Below are 17,633 nucleotides of genomic sequence, written 5' to 3'. Positions count from 1 at the left end.
AGCGGCACGGAATGATACTTGGCGCGATGCTAGCAATAGGGTTCTCGGAATCGATCCTATCGGATCCCGAAACTGAAACTATATTATCTGTAAATAATAACCAACTGAACATGAAAATCTCACACATCATTCCTGCGACAATCGCAGCAACCGCAATCGCAACGACAGGATTCGCCGCAAAGGACGATTCCTCGAAATACAACCGTAACGACCAAAGCAAGCAAGCGAGCGCCCACTCGCAGTACGACCGCCACGACCAGAGCGCCATGGGATCGCAGCGCATGCACCGCGTGACGCAAGACTCGCTCGATCGTCAAGTCACCGCTAAGGACCTCATCGGAGCCTCCGTGTACGACAACGCAGGCGAAAAGATCGGCGACATCGCCGACATCGGCATCAGCGGCCTTCCCTCTTCCCTCAACAAGGGTCACATGGACAAGGATCGGAAGGAAAACAAGGGAACGCACCTGCCTGACGCCAACAGCCAGTGGGGCGAACTAGACCAATCCATGCAGAGCCAGTCGTCCATGCGAAGCCAGTCCATGCAGGGCCAGGGCCGCGTCACGGCCTTTATCTCCGTAGGCGGACTATTCGGCATCGGTGACGACATCGTCGCTGTTCCTGCCAACGAGCTCTCCTGGGACGCCCGCAAGGAACGCTTCACGCTCGCTTCCACCAAGAGCCAAGTCGTTGCCCTCGCAGAGCAAGAGCCCATCGACTTCGACAGCGCTGACGACAGCCAAGGCTACTACAGCGCCAAGCAATCCTTCGACGACGACGTCACCCTCGTTCGCGGCGCCCTCATCTCCGGCGACAACGCTACCGATCTCGCCAGCGTAACGGTCGAGAAAAAGGATGACCGCATCGTCCTGAAGGGTACCGTAAAGAGCGAAGAAGCCAAGAAGCGCGCCGCCGAGCTCGCCGAGGAAAACAGCGACCTCCAGATCGAGAACTCCATCAAGGTCCGCAAGTACTAAGATAGGAAGTCCTCAACGAACTTTCCCGTAGCCGAGTCCTAGGACTCGGCTATTTTCGTTTGGGCGCGCTTCGGCCTACACTTCCGCCCTTACGTGAGCAGTCGAGCAACCGCCGGTTCGTATCCAAACGGTCCCTACGGATTCTCCCTAGGCCCAGAAGCCTCGCTCCAATTCGTCCAAATCGGGCGGTTTCACGACATGCTTCACATAGCCTGCAGCCTCGCTCCGTTGAAAATCCTCGGGTTCGCCGCTGCCGGACAGCGAAATGAAAACCGCGTTCTCCAAGCCCGCATCTTCCCGCAGGAGCTTGCCCAACTCGGAGCCATCCATATCGGGCAAACCGAAATCCACCAAAACCACTTCGGGCGAAAAGTCCTTCGCGATGCGCAACGCTTCGCGACCCGTGCTCGCCGCCTTCATCTCGTGATGCGGAAACTTGCACCGGAAGGCTAGAATGCACATCCGCTGTTGGTTGATATTATCCTCAACCAACAAAACACGTTTACCTTTAGTACGGTTAGCGACAGCGGCGCTTTCCGCATTTGGATTCCTCACAGAGCTTGACACAGTTCAAAACAAACCCGCGCTCCCCTCGCAGGTCAACAGATCCGTAACGAACGATCGAGAAAGTTGCAATCTGCATCCCGCTTCCTTGGAGCAGAACAAAGCTTTAACGCTCTAGGTCTCAAGCCTCCTTTCTCCGGGTAGCGGAACACCAATCGCCCGCTCGGCCCCCTCCCGCCCGCTCGCCTAACGCGTTCCCAAGTCCACCAACACCAGAGCCAGGAGGAAAAGCAGCCACACTCCCCCCGCCCAAGCAGCCGCCCTCGACTCCCAGCTTTGCCGCCGGTACTCCATGAAGACCCCGACCACCACTAGGGCCTTCAAGAGGGCGATCGCTACCCCCGCCGGCCAGCCCAGCGCCCCCAAGGGCAAGGTCGCGATCCACACCGAGACCCCGAGCAGAAGCAGCAATGCAAGAAACGCATAGGTCAAACGCTTCATCCCCCGCTCCTTTCGATCAAATACAACAGTGGAAAAAGAAACAGCCACACGATATCCACAAAATGCCAGTACAGCCCTGCCAATTCCCAGGCGGTCCGATTGCCGATGCGACGCCTCCAGCCCAGCGGACCTCCCACGCCAGCCATGACCGCCAGCACGCACACCCCTATCAACACATGCAAGGCATGCAGGCCCGTCATCACGTAATAAAATCCGAAAAAGAGCCGCCCCCCTTCTGCGCCTTCCTGAAACGAATTCGAACTGGAGCCGCGTCCTGGAAACAGCCCTTCCTCCCATACGTGGTACCACTCCATCCCCTTAACCGCCAGGAACAGGCAACCGAGCAAAGCGGCCGCCCCGAAGAAGAGCCGAGCCCTTCGCGACGTTCCCTTGCCCGACGCCGTCAAAGCCCCGAGGGCCACCAGATAGCTGCTGCCCAGCAACACCGCCGTATTCAAGGTCCCCAAGCGCAGATCCAGATGGCCGCTTCCCCAAACGAAGGCCTCCGGATAAGCCAGCCGGTAAACCGTATAGCCCACGAAAAGCACCCCGAAGAAGAGTACCTCCGTCGCCAAAAATATCCACATCCCCAGGGCGCTGGCTCGCTCCTGCTGGCCAGCATCGTCGAACTGCGCCTGCAGCTCCGCTTCCTTCACGCCTGCAGCCTTCATGCTTCCGCGCTCCCTCCTTCCTTGCCCATCCGATCGTAGCGATACGGTTCGCCGGGACTCGAGGGCCTGCCGTTGAAATTATGCTCGGGAGGCGGCGAAGCCGTCTGCCATTCCAAGCCGGTCGCCGACCAAGGATTGCTTCCCGCGGGCTTCCCGCAAAAGAGCGAATGCAGCAGATAGCACAACGGAAGCAAATAACCGAGCCCCAGAATCACCGCCCCGGCAGACGAACAAAGGTTCAGCAGCTGGAACTGCTCCGCGTAGATGTGGTACCGCCGCGGCATTCCCAGGTAGCCCAGCACGAACTGCGGCATGAAGGTCAGGTTAAAGCCTAGGAAGACCAGGACCGCCGACACCCGCCCCCAACGCCTCGAGTACTGCTTGCCCGTTATTTTCGGCCACCAAAAATGCAAGCCTCCCAGGTAGGCCATCAACATTCCGCCCACCATGATATAGTGAAAATGTGCCACCACAAAATAAGTGTCATGCACATGCACGTCGACCGCGACCGCCGCCAAAATCAAGCCCGTCAAACCGCCCAAAGTAAACAGGCCAATGAAACCGATCGCGTACAGCATCGGGGCCGAAAAGACGATTCGACCTCGATACAAAGTCGCCGTCCAATTCAATACCTTCACCGCCGAAGGAACCGCTACCAAGAAACTCAAGAGCGAAAAGACCAGACTCGCCACCACGGACTGGCTGCTCACGAACATGTGATGCCCCCACACCAAGAATCCCAAAGCCGCAATGGCTACGCTCGAGAGCGCCACAAACTTGTATCCAAAAATTCGATTCCTCGAAAAGCAAGCGATCAACTCACTAACCACTCCCATCCCGGGAAGGATCATAATGTAAACCGCCGGATGCGAATAAAACCAAAACAAGTGCTGGAACAACAGGGGATCGCCCCCGATGGCAGGATCGAAGATCCCGATCCCGCCCACCCGCTCGATCGCCAGCAGCGCCAAGGTGATCGCCAACACCGGCGTCGCCAAGACCATGATCAGGCTGGTCGAATACATCGACCACAGGAAAAGCGGCATCTGAAACCAACCCATGCCCTTCACTCGCATGGCGTGGATCGTAACCATAAAGTTGATACCCGTAAAAATGGACGAAAATCCAGCGATAAACACGCCCGCCACCATCGCCACCACATACCCGTTCGAGTAGGTACTGCTGTACGGCGTATAGAACGTCCACCCCGTGTCCACGCCACCCGCAAAGATAGCCCCCAACGCCAGAACGCCCCCTGCCATGAATACATACCAGCTTGCCAGATTGAGGCGAGGAAAGGCCAAGTCGCGGGCCCCTATCATCAAGGGAACCAAAAAGTTCCCCAACACCGACGGAATCGAAGGTATCAGAAAAAACCATACCATGATCACTCCATGCAAGGTGAAGAGTCGGTTGTAAGTAGCCGAGGCCACTAAATCGCCACCAGGCGTGGCCAGCTCCAAGCGCATCAAAACTGCCGCCACCCCACCGACGAGGAAAAAGGCCGTGATGGAGATCGCGTACAGAATCGCGATTCGCTTGTGGTCCCGCGTCAGCAGCCAAGAACGTAAGCTGCTTCCAGCCGTTAGGTAGTTAGTCTCCGCTGCCTCACTCATGCGCTGCCCCCTTCTCCACCAAGTACGCCACCAAAGCGTCTATATCCTCGTTCTCCAACTGCTCCCGATAGGAGGGCATCACCGCTTCAAACCCCGCCACCACTTCCTGGTTCGGCGCTAGAATCGCATCCCTCAAATACTGCCGGTCCGCCTCGACCCTAGCGCCGCTGGCCAAGGCCACCGAACGCCCATACACCTCGTCCAGAGGGGGAGCAGGGACCAGGCGCCCAGGCTCATGGCATCCCGCGCAGCCGAGGTTCTCATAAAGCTGCCGTCCCTTCTCGGCGAAGCGTCCCGCCCCACCAGACCTTCCCTGCCACGCTTCGTAGCCCTCCTCCGAGAGCACCACGATCCGCCCTATCATCTCGGAATGCTCCGTACCGCACAGCTCCGCGCAAAACAGTTCGTAGCTCCCCTCCTTCGTAGCGGTGAAGTGGATACGCGTGTACCGCCCCGGCAAAACGTCATGCTTCAGCCGAAACGCGGGAACGAAAAACGAGTGGATCACGTCCTGGGAACTCATGACCAACTCCACCGGCGTTCCCACCGGCACATGCAGCTCGTTGATCTCGCCCCGACCCGTCTCATGCTGGGCCTTCCACATCCACTGCTTTCCCACCACATAAATTCGCAGCGGATCCTCGTACGGCTTGAACATGCGAAAGTACAAATTCGCCGACCAGCCGAAGAATCCGAGAAAAACCACCGTCGCCGCCACGATCCAAAGGTACTCCAAGCGCCGCTGCTTCGCCCCCTCCAACAATTCTTCCTCCGAGTCGCGTTTCTTGGAGCTGCGGTACTTGACGCAAAATCCCACCACCAACGCCACTGTCAGCACGAGAATGAGGACGCAGAATGCCAACATCCACAGGAACAAGCGATCCACTTCCCCTGCGACCGTGGAGGCCTGCTCCGGCAACCATGCAAACATGACAACTCCCGGCTTCATTTCCAGCGACGCCTCCTCCACCTCGATGTCCAATAGCCCCCTAAGAGGAGTCCCAGAAGCGTCAGCCCCCCGCCCACTCTCAAGGTCGCCTCCACTTCACGACCGTAGCCACCTGTCAAAGGATTGTACTTCTTGCAAAGCATCAAAAAGGCCTCGCCCCAGCTTCGTTCGTCTCCCGAGTTCGCCGCCTCGAAGGCCTCCGCCAAGCGCGCCGCAGGCAGTTCCAGCCCGTAAAAGGCCTCCTGCGCAACTCCTTGCGGATCCACCACGAAAAAGGCCGCCGGATGCGAGAAATCTCCACCGTCTATCGCTTCGTATCCAAAACCGACCTGACTCGCCACCTGCCTTACGACAGCCTCCTCCGCCTTCAAGAAACGCCACCCCGATCCGTTCCCGCGACCGTAACGTCGCTCCAAGCGCCTCCGTTCAGCGGCCAATTCCTCCAGCGACTCATCCGGATCGAGGCTCAGAAAGACCACCCGAAAGTCTCGACCGACCTCCTCCCGCAATTCGGTAACCGAACGACATATCGTAGCCAAAGACCAACTACAAAGGTGCGGACAATCCAGATACCCCAACATCAGGAGCGAAGGCTTGCCTCCCAAAATCTCCGACAGCTCGGCCTCTCGCCCCTCCGAATCGACCACCGCTCCCTTCAGCGGACGCGACTCCTCCGGCTCCCTCACCGATGCTCCCATACACAAGAAGCAAACGAAAGCGATCAATAGCTGCCTCACTTTCGCTCCCCCTTTCTCGCGTTCTCCGCTTCCGCGGCGATCTCCTCCATCGCAGCCTCAAGAGCCCGCTCGTCCCCGTCCGCTACAGCCGACGTTGCGGTGCGGCGCCCTTCGCTCGCCCACACCGGAGCTTCGCTTTCGTCAAGGGCCTCCGGCTCCAGATCGTGAAACGATACAAGTATCCACGAGACGACGACAGCCACTGCGATCAGCGCAAAGCTAGCCCCCACGCTCCAAGCGAAAAGCCCTGTCCGGTCCTCGTCCACTTCGTAAGGCTTCGTCACGAGGCGCCCGCCTCCTTTCTCGTCTGAGCCCACCTGCCGTAAAGCCAGGCGCAAGACCAAATCCCGCCCATGCCAATCGCAAGCAGCAAGGCCAAGCCAAATTCGCCCGCCCCGCCTTCCAGCGACGGCAATACCATCCACCCCGCCGCCATGAATTGCGACAGCAACACCAGCCCGCCAACCCAGGCGCTCGTGCGAGCCGAACGTTTTAGCGATGCGGACAGCAACAGAGCAAAGGGCAGCGCAAACCTCAAGAGCGCCACCGCGAGCGTCACTCCCAACCAAGCCCCACTCGTCCGGTCCAAATACCAGCGGGCCTCGCTGGGTAAATCGGCGCTCCAAACGATAATCCACTGCGACACCGCAATGTATCCCCAGAAAAAGACGGCAGCGAAAAGCAGCTTCCCAAACTGATAGCGAGCCACCTCGCTTCCCTGCGGATCCCCGCCCATGCGCCAGAACGCCAACCAAGCCAAGGCCCCCAGCATGGAATCGGAGAACCAAATGAAGGGAAAGATTGAGGAATGGAAATGCGGCGTGAGCGACATCATCCAATCGACAGCGATCAACGAGAAAACCAAGGCCACAACTACCAGGCCAGGCCCGCTCCAACGCCAACGCGCATCCGCTCGCCTGCCCGCAACCCAAGCGAGGACAGCAAGAACGCCGAGGTAAGCGACACTTCGAGCTCCCCAGCCCCAAACCTCGCTATCCTCCAATCCATACAAAGCTCCGCTCCAGAGCAGCACCGGCACCAGCAAAGCCAGCAGCGGAAGCCATGTCCAACGGCTAGCCGCCATCTCCTTAGCAAACAACTGACCCCAACGGCCGCCGCCCACTCCCCAAATCAAGCTCAGCGCCAAACACCCTCCACTGACCTGTATCCAAAAACACAGGGCAACCAAATAGGCGGACGCCAAATCCACCGCTCCCAGCAGCCCGATCACTGTCCCGAGAACGAGAAACATAAATCCGAAGCAGCTCGCGCCCCAAACACCTTTCATTACCGACAACGGCCTTTCTGGAACTTCAATTTCCTGCACCTTGATCCCTCCTTTTTTCCGCGATGGACCCAGCTCGCTGCAAGACTCGCAAATACGACACGATAGCCCACCTATCCTCTACCTCGATACGGTTTCCATAAGGATACATAATCCCGTATCCATTCGTAATGACATGATACAAGTATCCGTCCCTCGCTTCTCGAAGACGCGGCAATAAAAGGGATGGCGGAGCAGGAAAGCCTCTGGCAACCACCGCTCCATCGCCTTTTCCCAAATCTCCATGGCAAGGGACGCAATAAATAGCATAGAGCTCCCGGCCTCGCTGCAGACGGGATCGGTCAACCGCTAACGGCGTTTCCTCGAGGAAGGCATCTCCACGCTTCCCAGTCAGCGTCTCGACAGAGTAGCGCCCTTCCTCCCGCGACACCGTACCGGGCACAGCCGGTCGCGACCCCATGCCATCCTCAAAGAACGAACTCCTCTCCATCGGCTCCAGATACGGCTGGTCCCGCATCTCCTGCGCGCAAGCCATCATGAAAAGTCCGACCCACAGATAGGTCGCAGCATGCAGCATCGCCTTCATTTTCCGTGCTCCTTTCTCTCCCAGGACAGCGCCCGCGCTTCCCTCAGCAGCGACTCCACTTGCTCGAAGTCGCCTTCCCGCTCGCAACTCACCCACAGAAACAATCCTTCGCCCGTAACGTCTTCCATCCCCTTAAAGTAGAAAACCGGATGGGCCCAAGCGGGCATGCCGTTTCCGAAAAGCGCTAAGCCAACCGCCGTCAACGCGCCCCCTAAAACCGCGAGCTCGAACAGCATCGGCACAAAGGCCGGCCAACTGTGGACCGGTCTCCCGCCCACTCGATACGGATAGTCGACAACCGACGAATAATAAAAGAGCGCGTATCCAATCGCCAACGCCAAGCAAGCCCCTACTAGCACACCTTTGGATACCGATCGCTTCGCCGATTCCGTACCCGGTTTTTCGATACCATCCACCCCATACGGAGTGAAGGCCTCCCAAGGCCCGACCCCAAGCTCCTCGCAGGCGGAACAGGCCGCCTTCAAGTCTCTCTCCGCTTCGAAGCGAGCCATGATTCCCGAATCGAAGGAAATCCGTTCTTCCTTACCCATCGCTCCCCCCTTCCTTCGTTTCGTGAGCAAGGTGCTCCTTCATCTCATGCAGCGACACCACCGGCAGCGCCCGCACGAAAAGCAGCAACAAGGTGAAGAACAAACCGAAGCTGCCTACGAACAAGCCCCAATCCCAAAAGCTGCCGCTAAATGCGCCCCAACTCGCCGGCAGGAAACGCTGCTCCAGCGTCGACACCACGATCAAGTAGCGCTCCAGCCACATCCCCACATTGATCAGCAGGGAAAGAACGAAAAGCAGCCCTAGGTTTCTCCTTACCGAAGACGCCCACAAGATTTGGGGTAACAAAGAATTGAATACGATCGTTGCCCAAAAAACCGCGGACGCATCCCCGCTCAACCGCTGCCTGAGCAGCTCCATTTCCTGCGGATCCCCACTATGCCAGGCGAGGTAGGCCTCCATGAAATACCCATGGGTCACCACCAGCGAGGTCAGCAGTAGGATCTTACCCATGTTGTCGAAGTGACGCAGCGTGATCCACTCCCCGAGCCCCAGCATGCGACGCAACGGAACCAGCAAGGTCACCACCATGGCGAAACCGGAAAAGATCGCGCCCGCCACGAAATACGGCGGAAAGATTGTCGAGTGCCAGCCGGGATTGAGCGATATCGCGAAATCCATGCTGACGATGCTGTGGACCGAGACGACCAAGGCCGTGGCTAAGCCGCCTAAGAGTAAGTAGGCTTGTCCGTAACGAATCCACTGCGACGACGACCCTCGCCAGCCTAAAGCCAGCAATCCAAACACCCGCCGCTGCCACAGCTTGGGGGCGCGGTCCCGAAAGCGAGCCAGGTCCGGCACTAGCCCTAAAAACCAAAACAGAGCCGACACGGTCCCATAGCTTAAGATCGCTATGAAGTCCCACATTAAGGGGCTCCGCCACTGAGGCCACAGGCCTTGATCGTTGGGATAAGGCAAAAGGTAATACCACACGCCGATACGACCCAGGTGCAGAAGCGGGAACACCCCCGCGCAGGCGACCGCGAACAATGTCATCGCTTCCGTAAACCGATTGATACTCGCCCGCCAAGACTGTTCCGAAACGAATAGGATCGCGGAAATAAACGTACCCGCATGACCAATACCGATCCACCAAACGAAGTTAACGATAGCGAAGCCCCAGGCCACCGGCACGTTCAAGCCCCACACTCCGATTCCCCGCCCCACGACCATCGCGATGGAGACCACAAACAAGCCCAGCAGCCCGAGCGAGACAGCCAAAGCAGCCCACCAGCCAACCCGTCTCCGAGCTCCGAATACAAGCCCTAGGATCAGACTGTCCAATCTGGCCGCCGATTCCTTCGCCCCCTGGTTCATCCTAGGCTACCCTCCTCCCTTTCCCGGCGACGCACCGGCAGGTAACTGGTACGCGGACGGGTATCCTCTTCTTCCAACAACACGTAACGGTCCTCCCGCATCCTCTTCTTGGATACTTCGCTAGCCGGATCGTTGATATCCCCAAACACAATCGCTTCAGCCGGGCAGATCGATTGGCAAGCCGTAACGATCTCGCCATCCTTGATCCTTCGATTTTCGCGAATCGCCCGAATTCTCGAGGCCTCGATCCTTTGGATACAGTAGGTACACTTCTCCATCACTCCCCGAGACCGCACCGTCACGTTGGGATTGAACTGCAGCCGAGCGACCTCGGGATCCTCCTTCCGATAATCGAAGAAATTGAAGCGACGAGCCCGATAAGGGCAGTTGTTGGAACAGTAGCGCGTCCCAACGCAACGATTGTAGGTCATCTCGTTCACCCCCTCGCTGCTGTGCGTGGTCGCCGCCACCGGACAGACCACCTCGCAAGGAGCCTTTTCGCAGTGCATACAGGCCACAGGCTGGAAAACAGGCTTCGAGTCGCCCTCCGCATCCGCCTCGCTAAAATAGCGCTCCAGCCGTATCCAGTTCATCTCTCGCCCCATCGAGAACTGCTCCTTGCCTACGGTCGGGATATTGTTCTCCGCTTGGCAGGCGATCATGCAAGCGCTGCAGCCCGTACAAGCGTCAAGATCGATCACCATCCCCCAAGCGTAGCCTCTATATTGATAATCCGGATACAGGCTGCGTCGCTTAGCTTCCTGACCATGGCCCTTGGCTCCCTGCTCCTTCGGTTCGAATAGCCCGGGCTCTTGCGTCGCAGGGAGCTGCGCCAAGGCCAAACGCTCCCTCTTGCTTACCTTTTCAATCCCCTTGAGACGGATTCGCTTCCGGCGTTCCAGTGACGCGTCGCCGAATCCCACCGGTCCCTCGCCCTCGTCCAGAGTCCTCCCGTATCCACGCGGCAGGGCTATCGAATCCGTCGCCATGCCCTGCAACGGCAGGGCCGGTCCTTCCAACGTTCCCTCGTCCCACGAAACGCGTATCCAATCCCCCGCGACGACCCCCAGTTCCTTCGCGAGCGAAGGCGAGAGCCAAAGCGAATTCCCCCACGCCTGCTTGCTGATGGGATGCGGGAGTTCCTGCAACCACGCGTTTCGAAAGCTGGACTCCCTTTCGCGCGCGGGTTCAGGCTGCGATAGCAACTCCCAAGGGCGCCCCTCCTCTCGGCGGACCTTCGTATCCGCCGCTCCCAACTGGGGCCGGCTGCTCCTTCGAGCAGAAAAATCGATCTGCGCTACGTCCAAAACACCGTTAACCAAGGACTCTCGCCAGAACCCTTCGTAATCGGAGCCGCTGTAGCGATCGCGCCAAAAACCCTTCACCCATTCGTAGGCGTCCGGATCCGACTTTCCGGCTAGGGTCGCCAACACGTCCAAAGCGCTTTCCCCGCCGAAAAGCGGAGCGATCAGAGGCTGCTGAATGCTAACCGTACCCTCGTAGCTAACGCCATCACCCCAGGCTTCCAATTCATGGGCCTGCGGCACCGACCAGCGCAAGCGCGCTTCCGTTTCGTTGCTCCGCAGCGCCAAACTGGCGCTCCACACAAGGGTGCGTATCCTTTCTTCAATTACAGAATCATCTTTCTCTAAGCGACGCAGCGGATTGGCGCCTAGGCAAAGAAGACGCTCGAGGCGTCCCGCTCGCAGGTCGTCCTGCAAGGCCCTACGGCCTCCTAGCGGAGTTTCCAATAGATCGTCTCGCCTCCGGTACACCACTCCTCTTCCTTCCGGACCAAGGGCACGATTAATACGGGCCACCGCTTCCTGGCCTTCCCTAGAAAGCCGCCCCCCGGCCAGGGCTACTGCCCCCTGCCCCGTATCCCTCAAGCGCTTCAACAGGCTTTCGTAGTCGGGCCCAAGCTCCACCCCTCCGGCCGGATCGCTTCTGCCTTCAAGTCCGTTCGCAAGGGCCAAGGCCAAGGACTCGATCGCATTCAATGCCAATGCCCGTCGCCGCGTCGCCTTGCCACCCGTCAAGCTCGGAGCCGGCTCGTACACGTAAAGCGCCAGCGGATCGTCAGCGGCTTCGCGACGCTTCGCAAAGTCGCGGGTCAGACGCGGTCCCAACTCGGGATCGCTCAAAAAGTCCGAATCGAATGACAGCACCCAACGCGCTTGCCCAAGATCCGGAACCGCGAGCAAAGCCCGGCCCTCTTCGTCGACAAGCCACTCGTCCTCGTATTCCTCATTTTGATACAAACGAATCTCCGGCAGCCGCTGCCGAACGTCCTCCACGAGCGACGCCAGCGATGGGGACGCCAAACGCGGCAGCACCAACCCGAATCCCTGCCCGCCTGTCTCGCTCGCGGCAGCGGCCGCCTGGCGCAGCGACGCTCTCCATTCCTCCCTGGAGCGCTCCGCACCTCCCTCCCTTATGCGACGCAACCGCGCAGCATCGTAAAGGTTCAGGATTTCCGCCTGGGCCGCCGCGTCCAGTCCACCCAGGCTCGCGGGGTGCAGCGTATTCCCTTCTATCAATTGCGGCCGGCCTTCGATCTGGGAAACGACCACTCCCATCGCGCTCCCTCCTCTATTCAAAACAGTCGCATAGCGCTTCGCCTTGCCGGGCACTCGGTACTCAGGCGCCTTGACGTGCGGCAGGATCTCCTCGCGCGGAGCCCTCACGCAGCCGCTGAAGCTGGCCACCGCAAGCGAAGCTCCCATCCATTTCACGAAACTCCGCCGCGAAACTCCTTCCGGCAAGGCCGCCAGATCAAAACCAAACTCGTCCTGCTTGCGATTCGTATTCATCGGTGGCATACGGAACAATTTTCCATCCGGCTCAAGGGGTGCCCTCTCTCGCTTGCTTCTGCGTGCGGGACCGCTGCTCCCTCGAACAAATCACCGCCCCCACGCGGCTGCAGCCCTTGGGAAGCCCCGTCATCCCTGTGACAGTCGAGGCACCACTCCATAGAAAACCTCTCCTCCCGCCAAACCTGCGGCATATCCGCAACATCCCCATGGCAACTGCGACAGTCTATTCCGTGGGCAAGGTGAACGCTATGGTCGAAATACACGAAGTCCGCCAAATCGTGCACCCGCTGCCATTCGATCGGCTTTCCACTTCGAAAACTGTCTCGCACCGGTTGCAGGACCTCCGCTTCCGTCCACAACTGCGAATGGCAGCTCATGCAGGTTTGCGTGTCGGGCATGCCCGCAAAGGCCGACGTATCCACGTCGCTGTGACAGTAGCGACACGAGATCCCCATATCCGTGACGTGGTGCCGATGGCTGAAGGGAACCGGCTGATCCACCGGCAGCCCTTGCTCGGGATCGAAATCCCATTGCTTCCAGGCGAATCCAGTAACGCCCAACAACACCACTCCCGCAATAAACAGCCTGAAGGCGTTGCGGAGCCATTGGTCTTGAGCTGGAGTGAAAGGGGGAGGCATCGGGCTATCACTTCATGTTGCAGAACATCGAGATTCGAAGAGCTCCGTTTCTGCAAATATCAGGCCAGCGCGATCCATCGCTATATAACTTCGTACCAAGCCGAGCCCCGCCGCCACCCCGATGCGAAATGCACCCACGCCGCTGTGCTTTGCACTTCGCAGGCATTCCTAGCCAACCCCGCTTCCCCCCAGATGTTGCCACTCGACGCCTCGCAGAAAAACGGATTCGTCCAACTCCCGTGGATGGCTTACCCCGCATCCCGCCATCAACTCCCTTGCCGCTCGCAAGGTATTCCGGTGAAAGTTCGCCACCCGCTTGTACTTATCCTCAACCACTAAGCCCGCGGTCAGCCGCGGATCGAGAGTAGTCACTCCCGTCGGGCAGCGATTCGTATTGCAACGCAAGGCTTGGATACAGCCTGTGGCCAACATGAAGGCGCGAGCCGAATTGCATAGGTCCGCCCCATACGCCAAGACCCGCACGATATCGAAAGCGGTTACGATCTTCCCGCTCGCAATCACCTTGATCCGCTCGCGGATGCCCAAGTCCACCAACGTGTGGCGAACGAAACGAAGGGCCGGCTCCAGAGGCATTCCCACCGAATCCGTGAACTCCAAGGGAGCCGCTCCCGTTCCTCCCTCCGCTCCGTCCACCGTTATAAAGTCCGGATACGATCCCCTCCGAACCATCGTCTCGCAAAGCGACCTGAATTCCTCCTCCCGGCCGATACAGAGCTTTATGCCAATCGGCTTGCCTCCGCTCAAGCGACGCAACTTCGCGATAAAGCGTAACAGTCCCTCCGCGTCCCGAAACTCCCGATGGCCTTGCGGAGACTCCACCGTGGTGCCTGGTTCCACCATGCGAATCCGAGCGATCTCCGCATTGTTCTTTTCCTTGGGCAATACCCCGCCATGGCCCGGCTTCGCTCCCTGCGAAAGCTTCAGCTCTACCATCTTAACTACCTCCCAGTTCGCCTTCTCCCGAAAGGCCTCCGCATCGAATCCCCCCTCCGGGGTCCGGCAGCCGAAATAGCCCGTTCCAATTTGCCACACCAAATCCCCGCCTGCCTCCACATGGTATTCGCTCACCGAGCCCTCCCCCGTGTTCTGATAAAATCCACCTTCCTTCGCCCCCTTGCCCATCGCTAGGATCGCCCGGTCGCTGATAGATCCGAAACTCATCGCCGATATATTTAAGAGAGACGCCGCGTAGGGCTTACGACAATCAGGCCCGCCAATGGTAACGCGAAAGCCTTCCTCGAGCGGAGACCGTGGATACAAGGAATGCCTGAGCCCAACGTAACGGGCCGAGTACGGATCGCGCTCCGTTCCGAACGGATGAGTCGCCGGCCGATCCTTGGCCCGCTTATAGACGACGCTGCGGTGGTTCCTCGATATCGGAGTCCCATCAGTGTGGCGCTCTATAAAGTATTGCTGGATTTCGGGCGATATCTCCTCGAAGAGGTATCGGAAATGTCCGAGCAGAGGAAAGTTCCTCAAGACGGTATGCTTCCGCTGCAACAGGTCGTAGAACCCGAGAGCGACCAACGGAAGCACGACGAGCAGCAAGAACCAAATCCATTGTACCCAAAAACCACCGACAAGCAGGGTGACGGTGAGCAAAGCGCTGCAATAGATGAACCCTTTTCTCATTGCCAAATCGACGCCGAAAGTTTCGCGCCAAGACTCTCCCAGAACGCCCACCCCCTTCCCCTCAAAGCCGAAAATGCAAAGTGAGACTGGCAACATTGCAAAAGTCCCCGGTCCGAGCGGCGCCCGACTCCCTCTCGCTTCCCTAACTGGGACCGCCCAGCCGCACCTAGGCGTTTCGCCCCCTTAATCGTATCCGGCTTTCCCTTACAATAAATATTTTCTGAAAACAGAGGAGGGCCGTCAGCAGCACATCCTCTTCTTCATGTGACACTTACAGAACCGCGTCAACTACGCAAAAACTCCAAGCATCAATCTGGCAGGGCTTCTGCAATAGAGCAATGGATCAGAAGCCCACCGGACCAAGGGGAAGCTCTGTGCCAGCCGTACGCTACGGATCATTCAAAAACAACAACAACAATAACCAACACGTATACAACTCGCTATATTCTATGAAAAAATTATTGCTCGCCACTATCGCCATCGCAGCTATTCCCGCTGCTTTCGCCGTCAAGATCGACGGCAGCATTGCCTTCGACGGATCCACCAGCCTCGATGCTCCCGTTCCCAGCGCAACTTCCTTCGATTCGTTTAGCAACGCGAAGGTTTCCCAGGGAACCCAGACCGGAGACTACCTCGGGACTGGCCTCACGCCCGTCACCTTCATGCCCCTGGACTTCACGACTCCCACTTTTGGGGAACTCTGGAAGTTCAGCATCGGAAGCGTCGACTACTCTTTTGTGGTAAACTCCATCGCCACGGTCAGCCGCACCGCACTCACAGGCAGCCTGTACCAGCTCGCAGTCTCAGGTACCGGCACGGCAATGATCTCCGGTTACGAAGACACCATGGGCCAGTTCTCGCTGACCACCACCGGTAACGCTTCGCAAACCGATCTCGGATTCGCCGGATTCTCCTTCACGACCGCCACCGTCCCTGACAGCAGCTCCACCGCCGCTCTTCTCGGACTCGGTTTGATCGGCCTCATCTCCATCCAACGCCGCTTCAAGAGCAAGACCGCCTAATCGCGAAACGCTCTATACCTTCATCGGTAACAACAAGCCGTATGGGATTTTCCCATACGGCCTTTTTTTTGTTCATCACCATTTTGCGGGAAAACGCTCTCGAGTGTAGGGCTGGCGCTCGCTGTCACGCAGCAATGCGAGATATCAATGCAGGGATCTGCGGCACGTCGCAAGCAAGCGACGACCCTACAGGTAAGCGGCTATCCCACTGCTTTTAGTGATGAGCTTTTTTTCGGGTCCTCGCACCCTGCAGGGCATCCCGTCCGCACCCACCAGAAGCAAAAGCCTGCAGCAGCGTTCGCCTACCTGCCACCTCGGGCATAGCTCGCCACGGCAGCAAAGGGAACAGACCGGGCATCCTCGTCGCCCATTCTCGCTCCTACCGGGAGCGCGACAGCTCCACCCCCACCATCGTAGAGTTCATGTATCCGAAGATACGGCACCCTACCGGCACTCGTATTGCCAAACGGCCTTCCACCTCCCGAGCAAGGTCGTCTACCTTGAGCTAATCGCAGACAAAATACGCGCTAGCTCGCCAAGGAAAGAAGCAGGAGCACCCCTAGCAGGGCTCCAGCGAAACGAAGCGTAAAGGCGGCTTCCGGCACCTTCACGACGTCGTAAAGATACAACTTCTTTCCGCTCTCCCACTGGGAAATACCATCGGAAAACAAAGTGAAAACCCAGGCTCCCACGATCATGCCCAGAGCCATGAACAAGGCATCCCCGTTCAGCTGCCCCAAAGCCGCGGCGCCCGTTCCGGGACAATAGCCGCTGAAGGCGAAGCCGACCCCGAAGATCAAGCCCCCTACCAAGGCCCGGCGCCAACGAAACGGCTCTGCCTCCGTTTCGATCCATCCACGCCGCTTAAGCCAAAGCTGCCCGAGCATTCCCACCAGTACTGCCGTCAGCATGATCTTTACGACCGTGAAGTCCTCCAGCAGCAAAGCTCCCACCAAAATGTGGAACTTTGCCACGCCCCCTTTCTGTAACAGAAAGCCAAATACGAGGCCAAAGAGAATCGCCTTTATAATCTTGGAACCACTCATCCTCAATAAAACTGTTTCGCCATCATCCAGATGGACATGGCTATCATCATCAGGTTTTCCGTGAGCGAAATGAAACCTAGCGGAACACTGCTCCCTCCGCCCACACAGGCGCAGTTAAGGTCGCGCTTCTCGATATAAACTGCCTTTATGACGGATATCGCTCCGATCGAGCTGACCACCAATGCCGCTGGAGCAGCTACCCAGGTCAGCAGACCGCCAATCATCAGAACCCCGGCTCCCGCCTCCACATAGGGATACACATAGGAATAGGGAACATAGCGCCGGGCCACGAGATCGTACTGCACGAAGCCAGTAGCAAACGAGAGCAGGTCCTGCAGCTTCAAAATCCCCAACACGCACATGCTATAAGCGATAAAGAGCTCCAAGGTTCTGATAACAGCAAGTTCTCCCCTCAGCGCCCAGCACGTCACCAACGCCATGGGCAGGGTTACAAAAAAGACGGCCAGCACCGGCTGGTAAGTGGTACCCTCCTTGGGATCGGGCTTCTTGCCCAAGTGCTCGCGCAATTCGTCGTAGCCACCCAATCGATCGTCGCCCAAGAAAACTTGCGGCGTCTCATCGCAATCATGGGCCTTCTTGAAGGCCTCCACCTCCTCGCTGCTGCGCAAGGGGTGATCCTCTACTTCGTAACCGTTTCGCTTCAGCAAATCCTTCGCTTTTATGCCCCATGGACACAAATGGTCCGACATAACCATACGGTACAGCTTCGCTTTTTTCTTCATTA

General features: G+C 58.3%; 18 protein-coding genes. 2 read left to right on the top strand and 16 right to left on the bottom strand.

The annotated features are described in order from the left end of the window. Positions 1–110: 110 nt before the first annotated feature. On the top strand, positions 111–977 hold the full coding sequence (locus QEH57_RS10440) for a PRC-barrel domain-containing protein (RefSeq protein ID WP_309006681.1): 867 nt from the start codon (positions 111–113) through the stop codon (positions 975–977). 147 nt (positions 978–1,124) lie between these two features. On the opposite strand, the gene QEH57_RS10435 is transcribed toward QEH57_RS10440, so the two are convergent. The 14 genes from QEH57_RS10435 to QEH57_RS10370 all read right to left on the bottom strand — a co-directional run bounded on the left by QEH57_RS10435 (position 1,125) and on the right by QEH57_RS10370 (position 14,820). Further along, entirely contained in the window at positions 1,125–1,532 is a 408-nt protein-coding gene (locus tag QEH57_RS10435; protein ID WP_309006680.1) for a response regulator, read from the bottom strand. A 195-nt stretch (positions 1,533–1,727) separates the two neighbouring features. After that, positions 1,728–1,982, bottom strand: coding sequence for a cytochrome C oxidase subunit IV family protein (locus tag QEH57_RS10430; RefSeq protein WP_309006679.1), 255 nt, complete (start codon positions 1,980–1,982; stop codon positions 1,728–1,730). Next, on the bottom strand, positions 1,979–2,653 hold the full coding sequence (locus QEH57_RS10425) for a cytochrome c oxidase subunit 3 (RefSeq protein ID WP_309006678.1): 675 nt from the start codon (positions 2,651–2,653) through the stop codon (positions 1,979–1,981). The genes QEH57_RS10430 and QEH57_RS10425 overlap by 4 nt, the downstream gene beginning before the upstream one ends. Continuing rightward, positions 2,650–4,269: a cytochrome c oxidase subunit I gene (gene ctaD / locus QEH57_RS10420; protein ID WP_309006677.1), complete on the bottom strand. Its 1,620-nt coding sequence runs from the start codon at positions 4,267–4,269 to the stop codon at positions 2,650–2,652. Before ctaD ends, QEH57_RS10425 begins: the two co-directional genes overlap by 4 nt. Then, the gene (coxB, locus tag QEH57_RS10415) at positions 4,262–5,218 is read right to left on the bottom strand and encodes a cytochrome c oxidase subunit II (protein WP_309006676.1); all 957 of its coding nucleotides are present in this window, start codon (positions 5,216–5,218) and stop codon (positions 4,262–4,264) included. Before coxB ends, ctaD begins: the two co-directional genes overlap by 8 nt. Continuing rightward, a complete protein-coding gene (locus tag QEH57_RS10410) occupies positions 5,215–5,955 on the bottom strand; it encodes an SCO family protein (protein ID WP_309006675.1) in 741 nt (246 codons plus the stop codon). Before QEH57_RS10410 ends, coxB begins: the two co-directional genes overlap by 4 nt. Continuing rightward, entirely contained in the window at positions 5,952–6,239 is a 288-nt protein-coding gene (locus QEH57_RS10405; RefSeq protein WP_309006674.1) for a hypothetical protein, read from the bottom strand. The genes QEH57_RS10410 and QEH57_RS10405 overlap by 4 nt, the downstream gene beginning before the upstream one ends. After that, on the bottom strand, positions 6,236–7,207 hold the full coding sequence (locus QEH57_RS10400; protein WP_309006673.1) for a hypothetical protein: 972 nt from the start codon (positions 7,205–7,207) through the stop codon (positions 6,236–6,238). The genes QEH57_RS10405 and QEH57_RS10400 overlap by 4 nt, the downstream gene beginning before the upstream one ends. A 61-nt stretch (positions 7,208–7,268) precedes the next feature. Further along, positions 7,269–7,826: a cytochrome c gene (locus QEH57_RS10395; RefSeq protein ID WP_309006672.1), complete on the bottom strand. Its 558-nt coding sequence runs from the start codon at positions 7,824–7,826 to the stop codon at positions 7,269–7,271. Beyond that, complete coding sequence (locus QEH57_RS10390) at positions 7,823–8,377, bottom strand: DUF3341 domain-containing protein (protein WP_309006671.1); 555 nt, start codon at positions 8,375–8,377, stop codon at positions 7,823–7,825. The genes QEH57_RS10395 and QEH57_RS10390 overlap by 4 nt, the downstream gene beginning before the upstream one ends. Continuing rightward, entirely contained in the window at positions 8,370–9,680 is a 1,311-nt protein-coding gene (gene nrfD / locus QEH57_RS10385; protein ID WP_309006670.1) for an NrfD/PsrC family molybdoenzyme membrane anchor subunit, read from the bottom strand. The genes QEH57_RS10390 and nrfD overlap by 8 nt, the downstream gene beginning before the upstream one ends. A gap of 29 nt (positions 9,681–9,709) precedes the next feature. Continuing rightward, positions 9,710–12,526 (bottom strand): 4Fe-4S dicluster domain-containing protein, encoded by a 2,817-nt coding sequence (locus QEH57_RS10380; protein WP_309006669.1) that lies wholly within the window; start codon positions 12,524–12,526, stop codon positions 9,710–9,712. Continuing rightward, positions 12,523–13,167 (bottom strand): cytochrome c3 family protein, encoded by a 645-nt coding sequence (locus tag QEH57_RS10375; protein WP_309006668.1) that lies wholly within the window; start codon positions 13,165–13,167, stop codon positions 12,523–12,525. Before QEH57_RS10375 ends, QEH57_RS10380 begins: the two co-directional genes overlap by 4 nt. Positions 13,168–13,335: 168 nt before the next feature. Further along, on the bottom strand, positions 13,336–14,820 hold the full coding sequence (locus QEH57_RS10370) for an FMN-binding glutamate synthase family protein (RefSeq protein ID WP_309006667.1): 1,485 nt from the start codon (positions 14,818–14,820) through the stop codon (positions 13,336–13,338). 449 nt (positions 14,821–15,269) lie between these two features. Here QEH57_RS10370 and QEH57_RS10365 point away from each other — a divergent pair, with 449 nt between their 5' ends. After that, on the top strand, positions 15,270–15,842 hold the full coding sequence (locus QEH57_RS10365) for a VPDSG-CTERM sorting domain-containing protein (RefSeq protein ID WP_309006666.1): 573 nt from the start codon (positions 15,270–15,272) through the stop codon (positions 15,840–15,842). Positions 15,843–16,369: 527 nt separating this feature from the next. Here the strand turns inward: QEH57_RS10365 and QEH57_RS10360 are convergent. Both QEH57_RS10360 and QEH57_RS10355 read right to left on the bottom strand, forming a co-directional pair. Beyond that, positions 16,370–16,888, bottom strand: a complete 519-nt coding sequence (locus QEH57_RS10360) for a DUF6691 family protein (protein ID WP_309006665.1) — start codon at positions 16,886–16,888, stop codon at positions 16,370–16,372. A 2-nt stretch (positions 16,889–16,890) separates the two neighbouring features. Beyond that, positions 16,891–17,631, bottom strand: a complete 741-nt coding sequence (locus tag QEH57_RS10355) for a MauE/DoxX family redox-associated membrane protein (protein ID WP_309006664.1) — start codon at positions 17,629–17,631, stop codon at positions 16,891–16,893. Between the last annotated feature and the right edge of the window lie 2 nt (positions 17,632–17,633).

The organism is Pelagicoccus sp. SDUM812005 (assembly GCF_031127875.1).
Taxonomy (GTDB): Bacteria; Verrucomicrobiota; Verrucomicrobiia; order Opitutales; family Opitutaceae; genus Pelagicoccus.
Note: the sequence above shows the minus strand (reverse complement) of the source record. Positions and strands in the feature narration are given on the sequence as shown.

Bases quoted from the DNA above. Each gene is read 5' to 3' on its own strand.
- QEH57_RS10425 (WP_309006678.1), bottom strand. From the start codon at position 2,653: ATGAAGGCTGCAGGCGTGAAGGAAGCGGAGCTGCAGGCGCAGTTCGAC.
- QEH57_RS10370 (WP_309006667.1), bottom strand. From the start codon at position 14,820: ATGAGAAAAGGGTTCATCTATTGCAGCGCTTTGCTCACCGTCACCCTG.
- QEH57_RS10380 (WP_309006669.1), bottom strand. From the start codon at position 12,526: ATGAATACGAATCGCAAGCAGGACGAGTTTGGTTTTGATCTGGCGGCC.
- QEH57_RS10430 (WP_309006679.1), bottom strand. From the start codon at position 1,982: ATGAAGCGTTTGACCTATGCGTTTCTTGCATTGCTGCTTCTGCTCGGG.
- QEH57_RS10365 (WP_309006666.1), top strand. From the start codon at position 15,270: ATGAAAAAATTATTGCTCGCCACTATCGCCATCGCAGCTATTCCCGCT.
- ctaD (WP_309006677.1), bottom strand. From the start codon at position 4,269: ATGAGTGAGGCAGCGGAGACTAACTACCTAACGGCTGGAAGCAGCTTA.
- QEH57_RS10400 (WP_309006673.1), bottom strand. From the start codon at position 7,207: ATGTTTCTCGTTCTCGGGACAGTGATCGGGCTGCTGGGAGCGGTGGAT.
- QEH57_RS10375 (WP_309006668.1), bottom strand. From the start codon at position 13,167: ATGCCTCCCCCTTTCACTCCAGCTCAAGACCAATGGCTCCGCAACGCC.
- QEH57_RS10355 (WP_309006664.1), bottom strand. From the start codon at position 17,631: ATGAAGAAAAAAGCGAAGCTGTACCGTATGGTTATGTCGGACCATTTG.
- QEH57_RS10390 (WP_309006671.1), bottom strand. From the start codon at position 8,377: ATGGGTAAGGAAGAACGGATTTCCTTCGATTCGGGAATCATGGCTCGC.
- QEH57_RS10395 (WP_309006672.1), bottom strand. From the start codon at position 7,826: ATGAAGGCGATGCTGCATGCTGCGACCTATCTGTGGGTCGGACTTTTC.
- coxB (WP_309006676.1), bottom strand. From the start codon at position 5,218: ATGAAGCCGGGAGTTGTCATGTTTGCATGGTTGCCGGAGCAGGCCTCC.
- QEH57_RS10360 (WP_309006665.1), bottom strand. From the start codon at position 16,888: ATGAGTGGTTCCAAGATTATAAAGGCGATTCTCTTTGGCCTCGTATTT.
- QEH57_RS10440 (WP_309006681.1), top strand. From the start codon at position 111: ATGAAAATCTCACACATCATTCCTGCGACAATCGCAGCAACCGCAATC.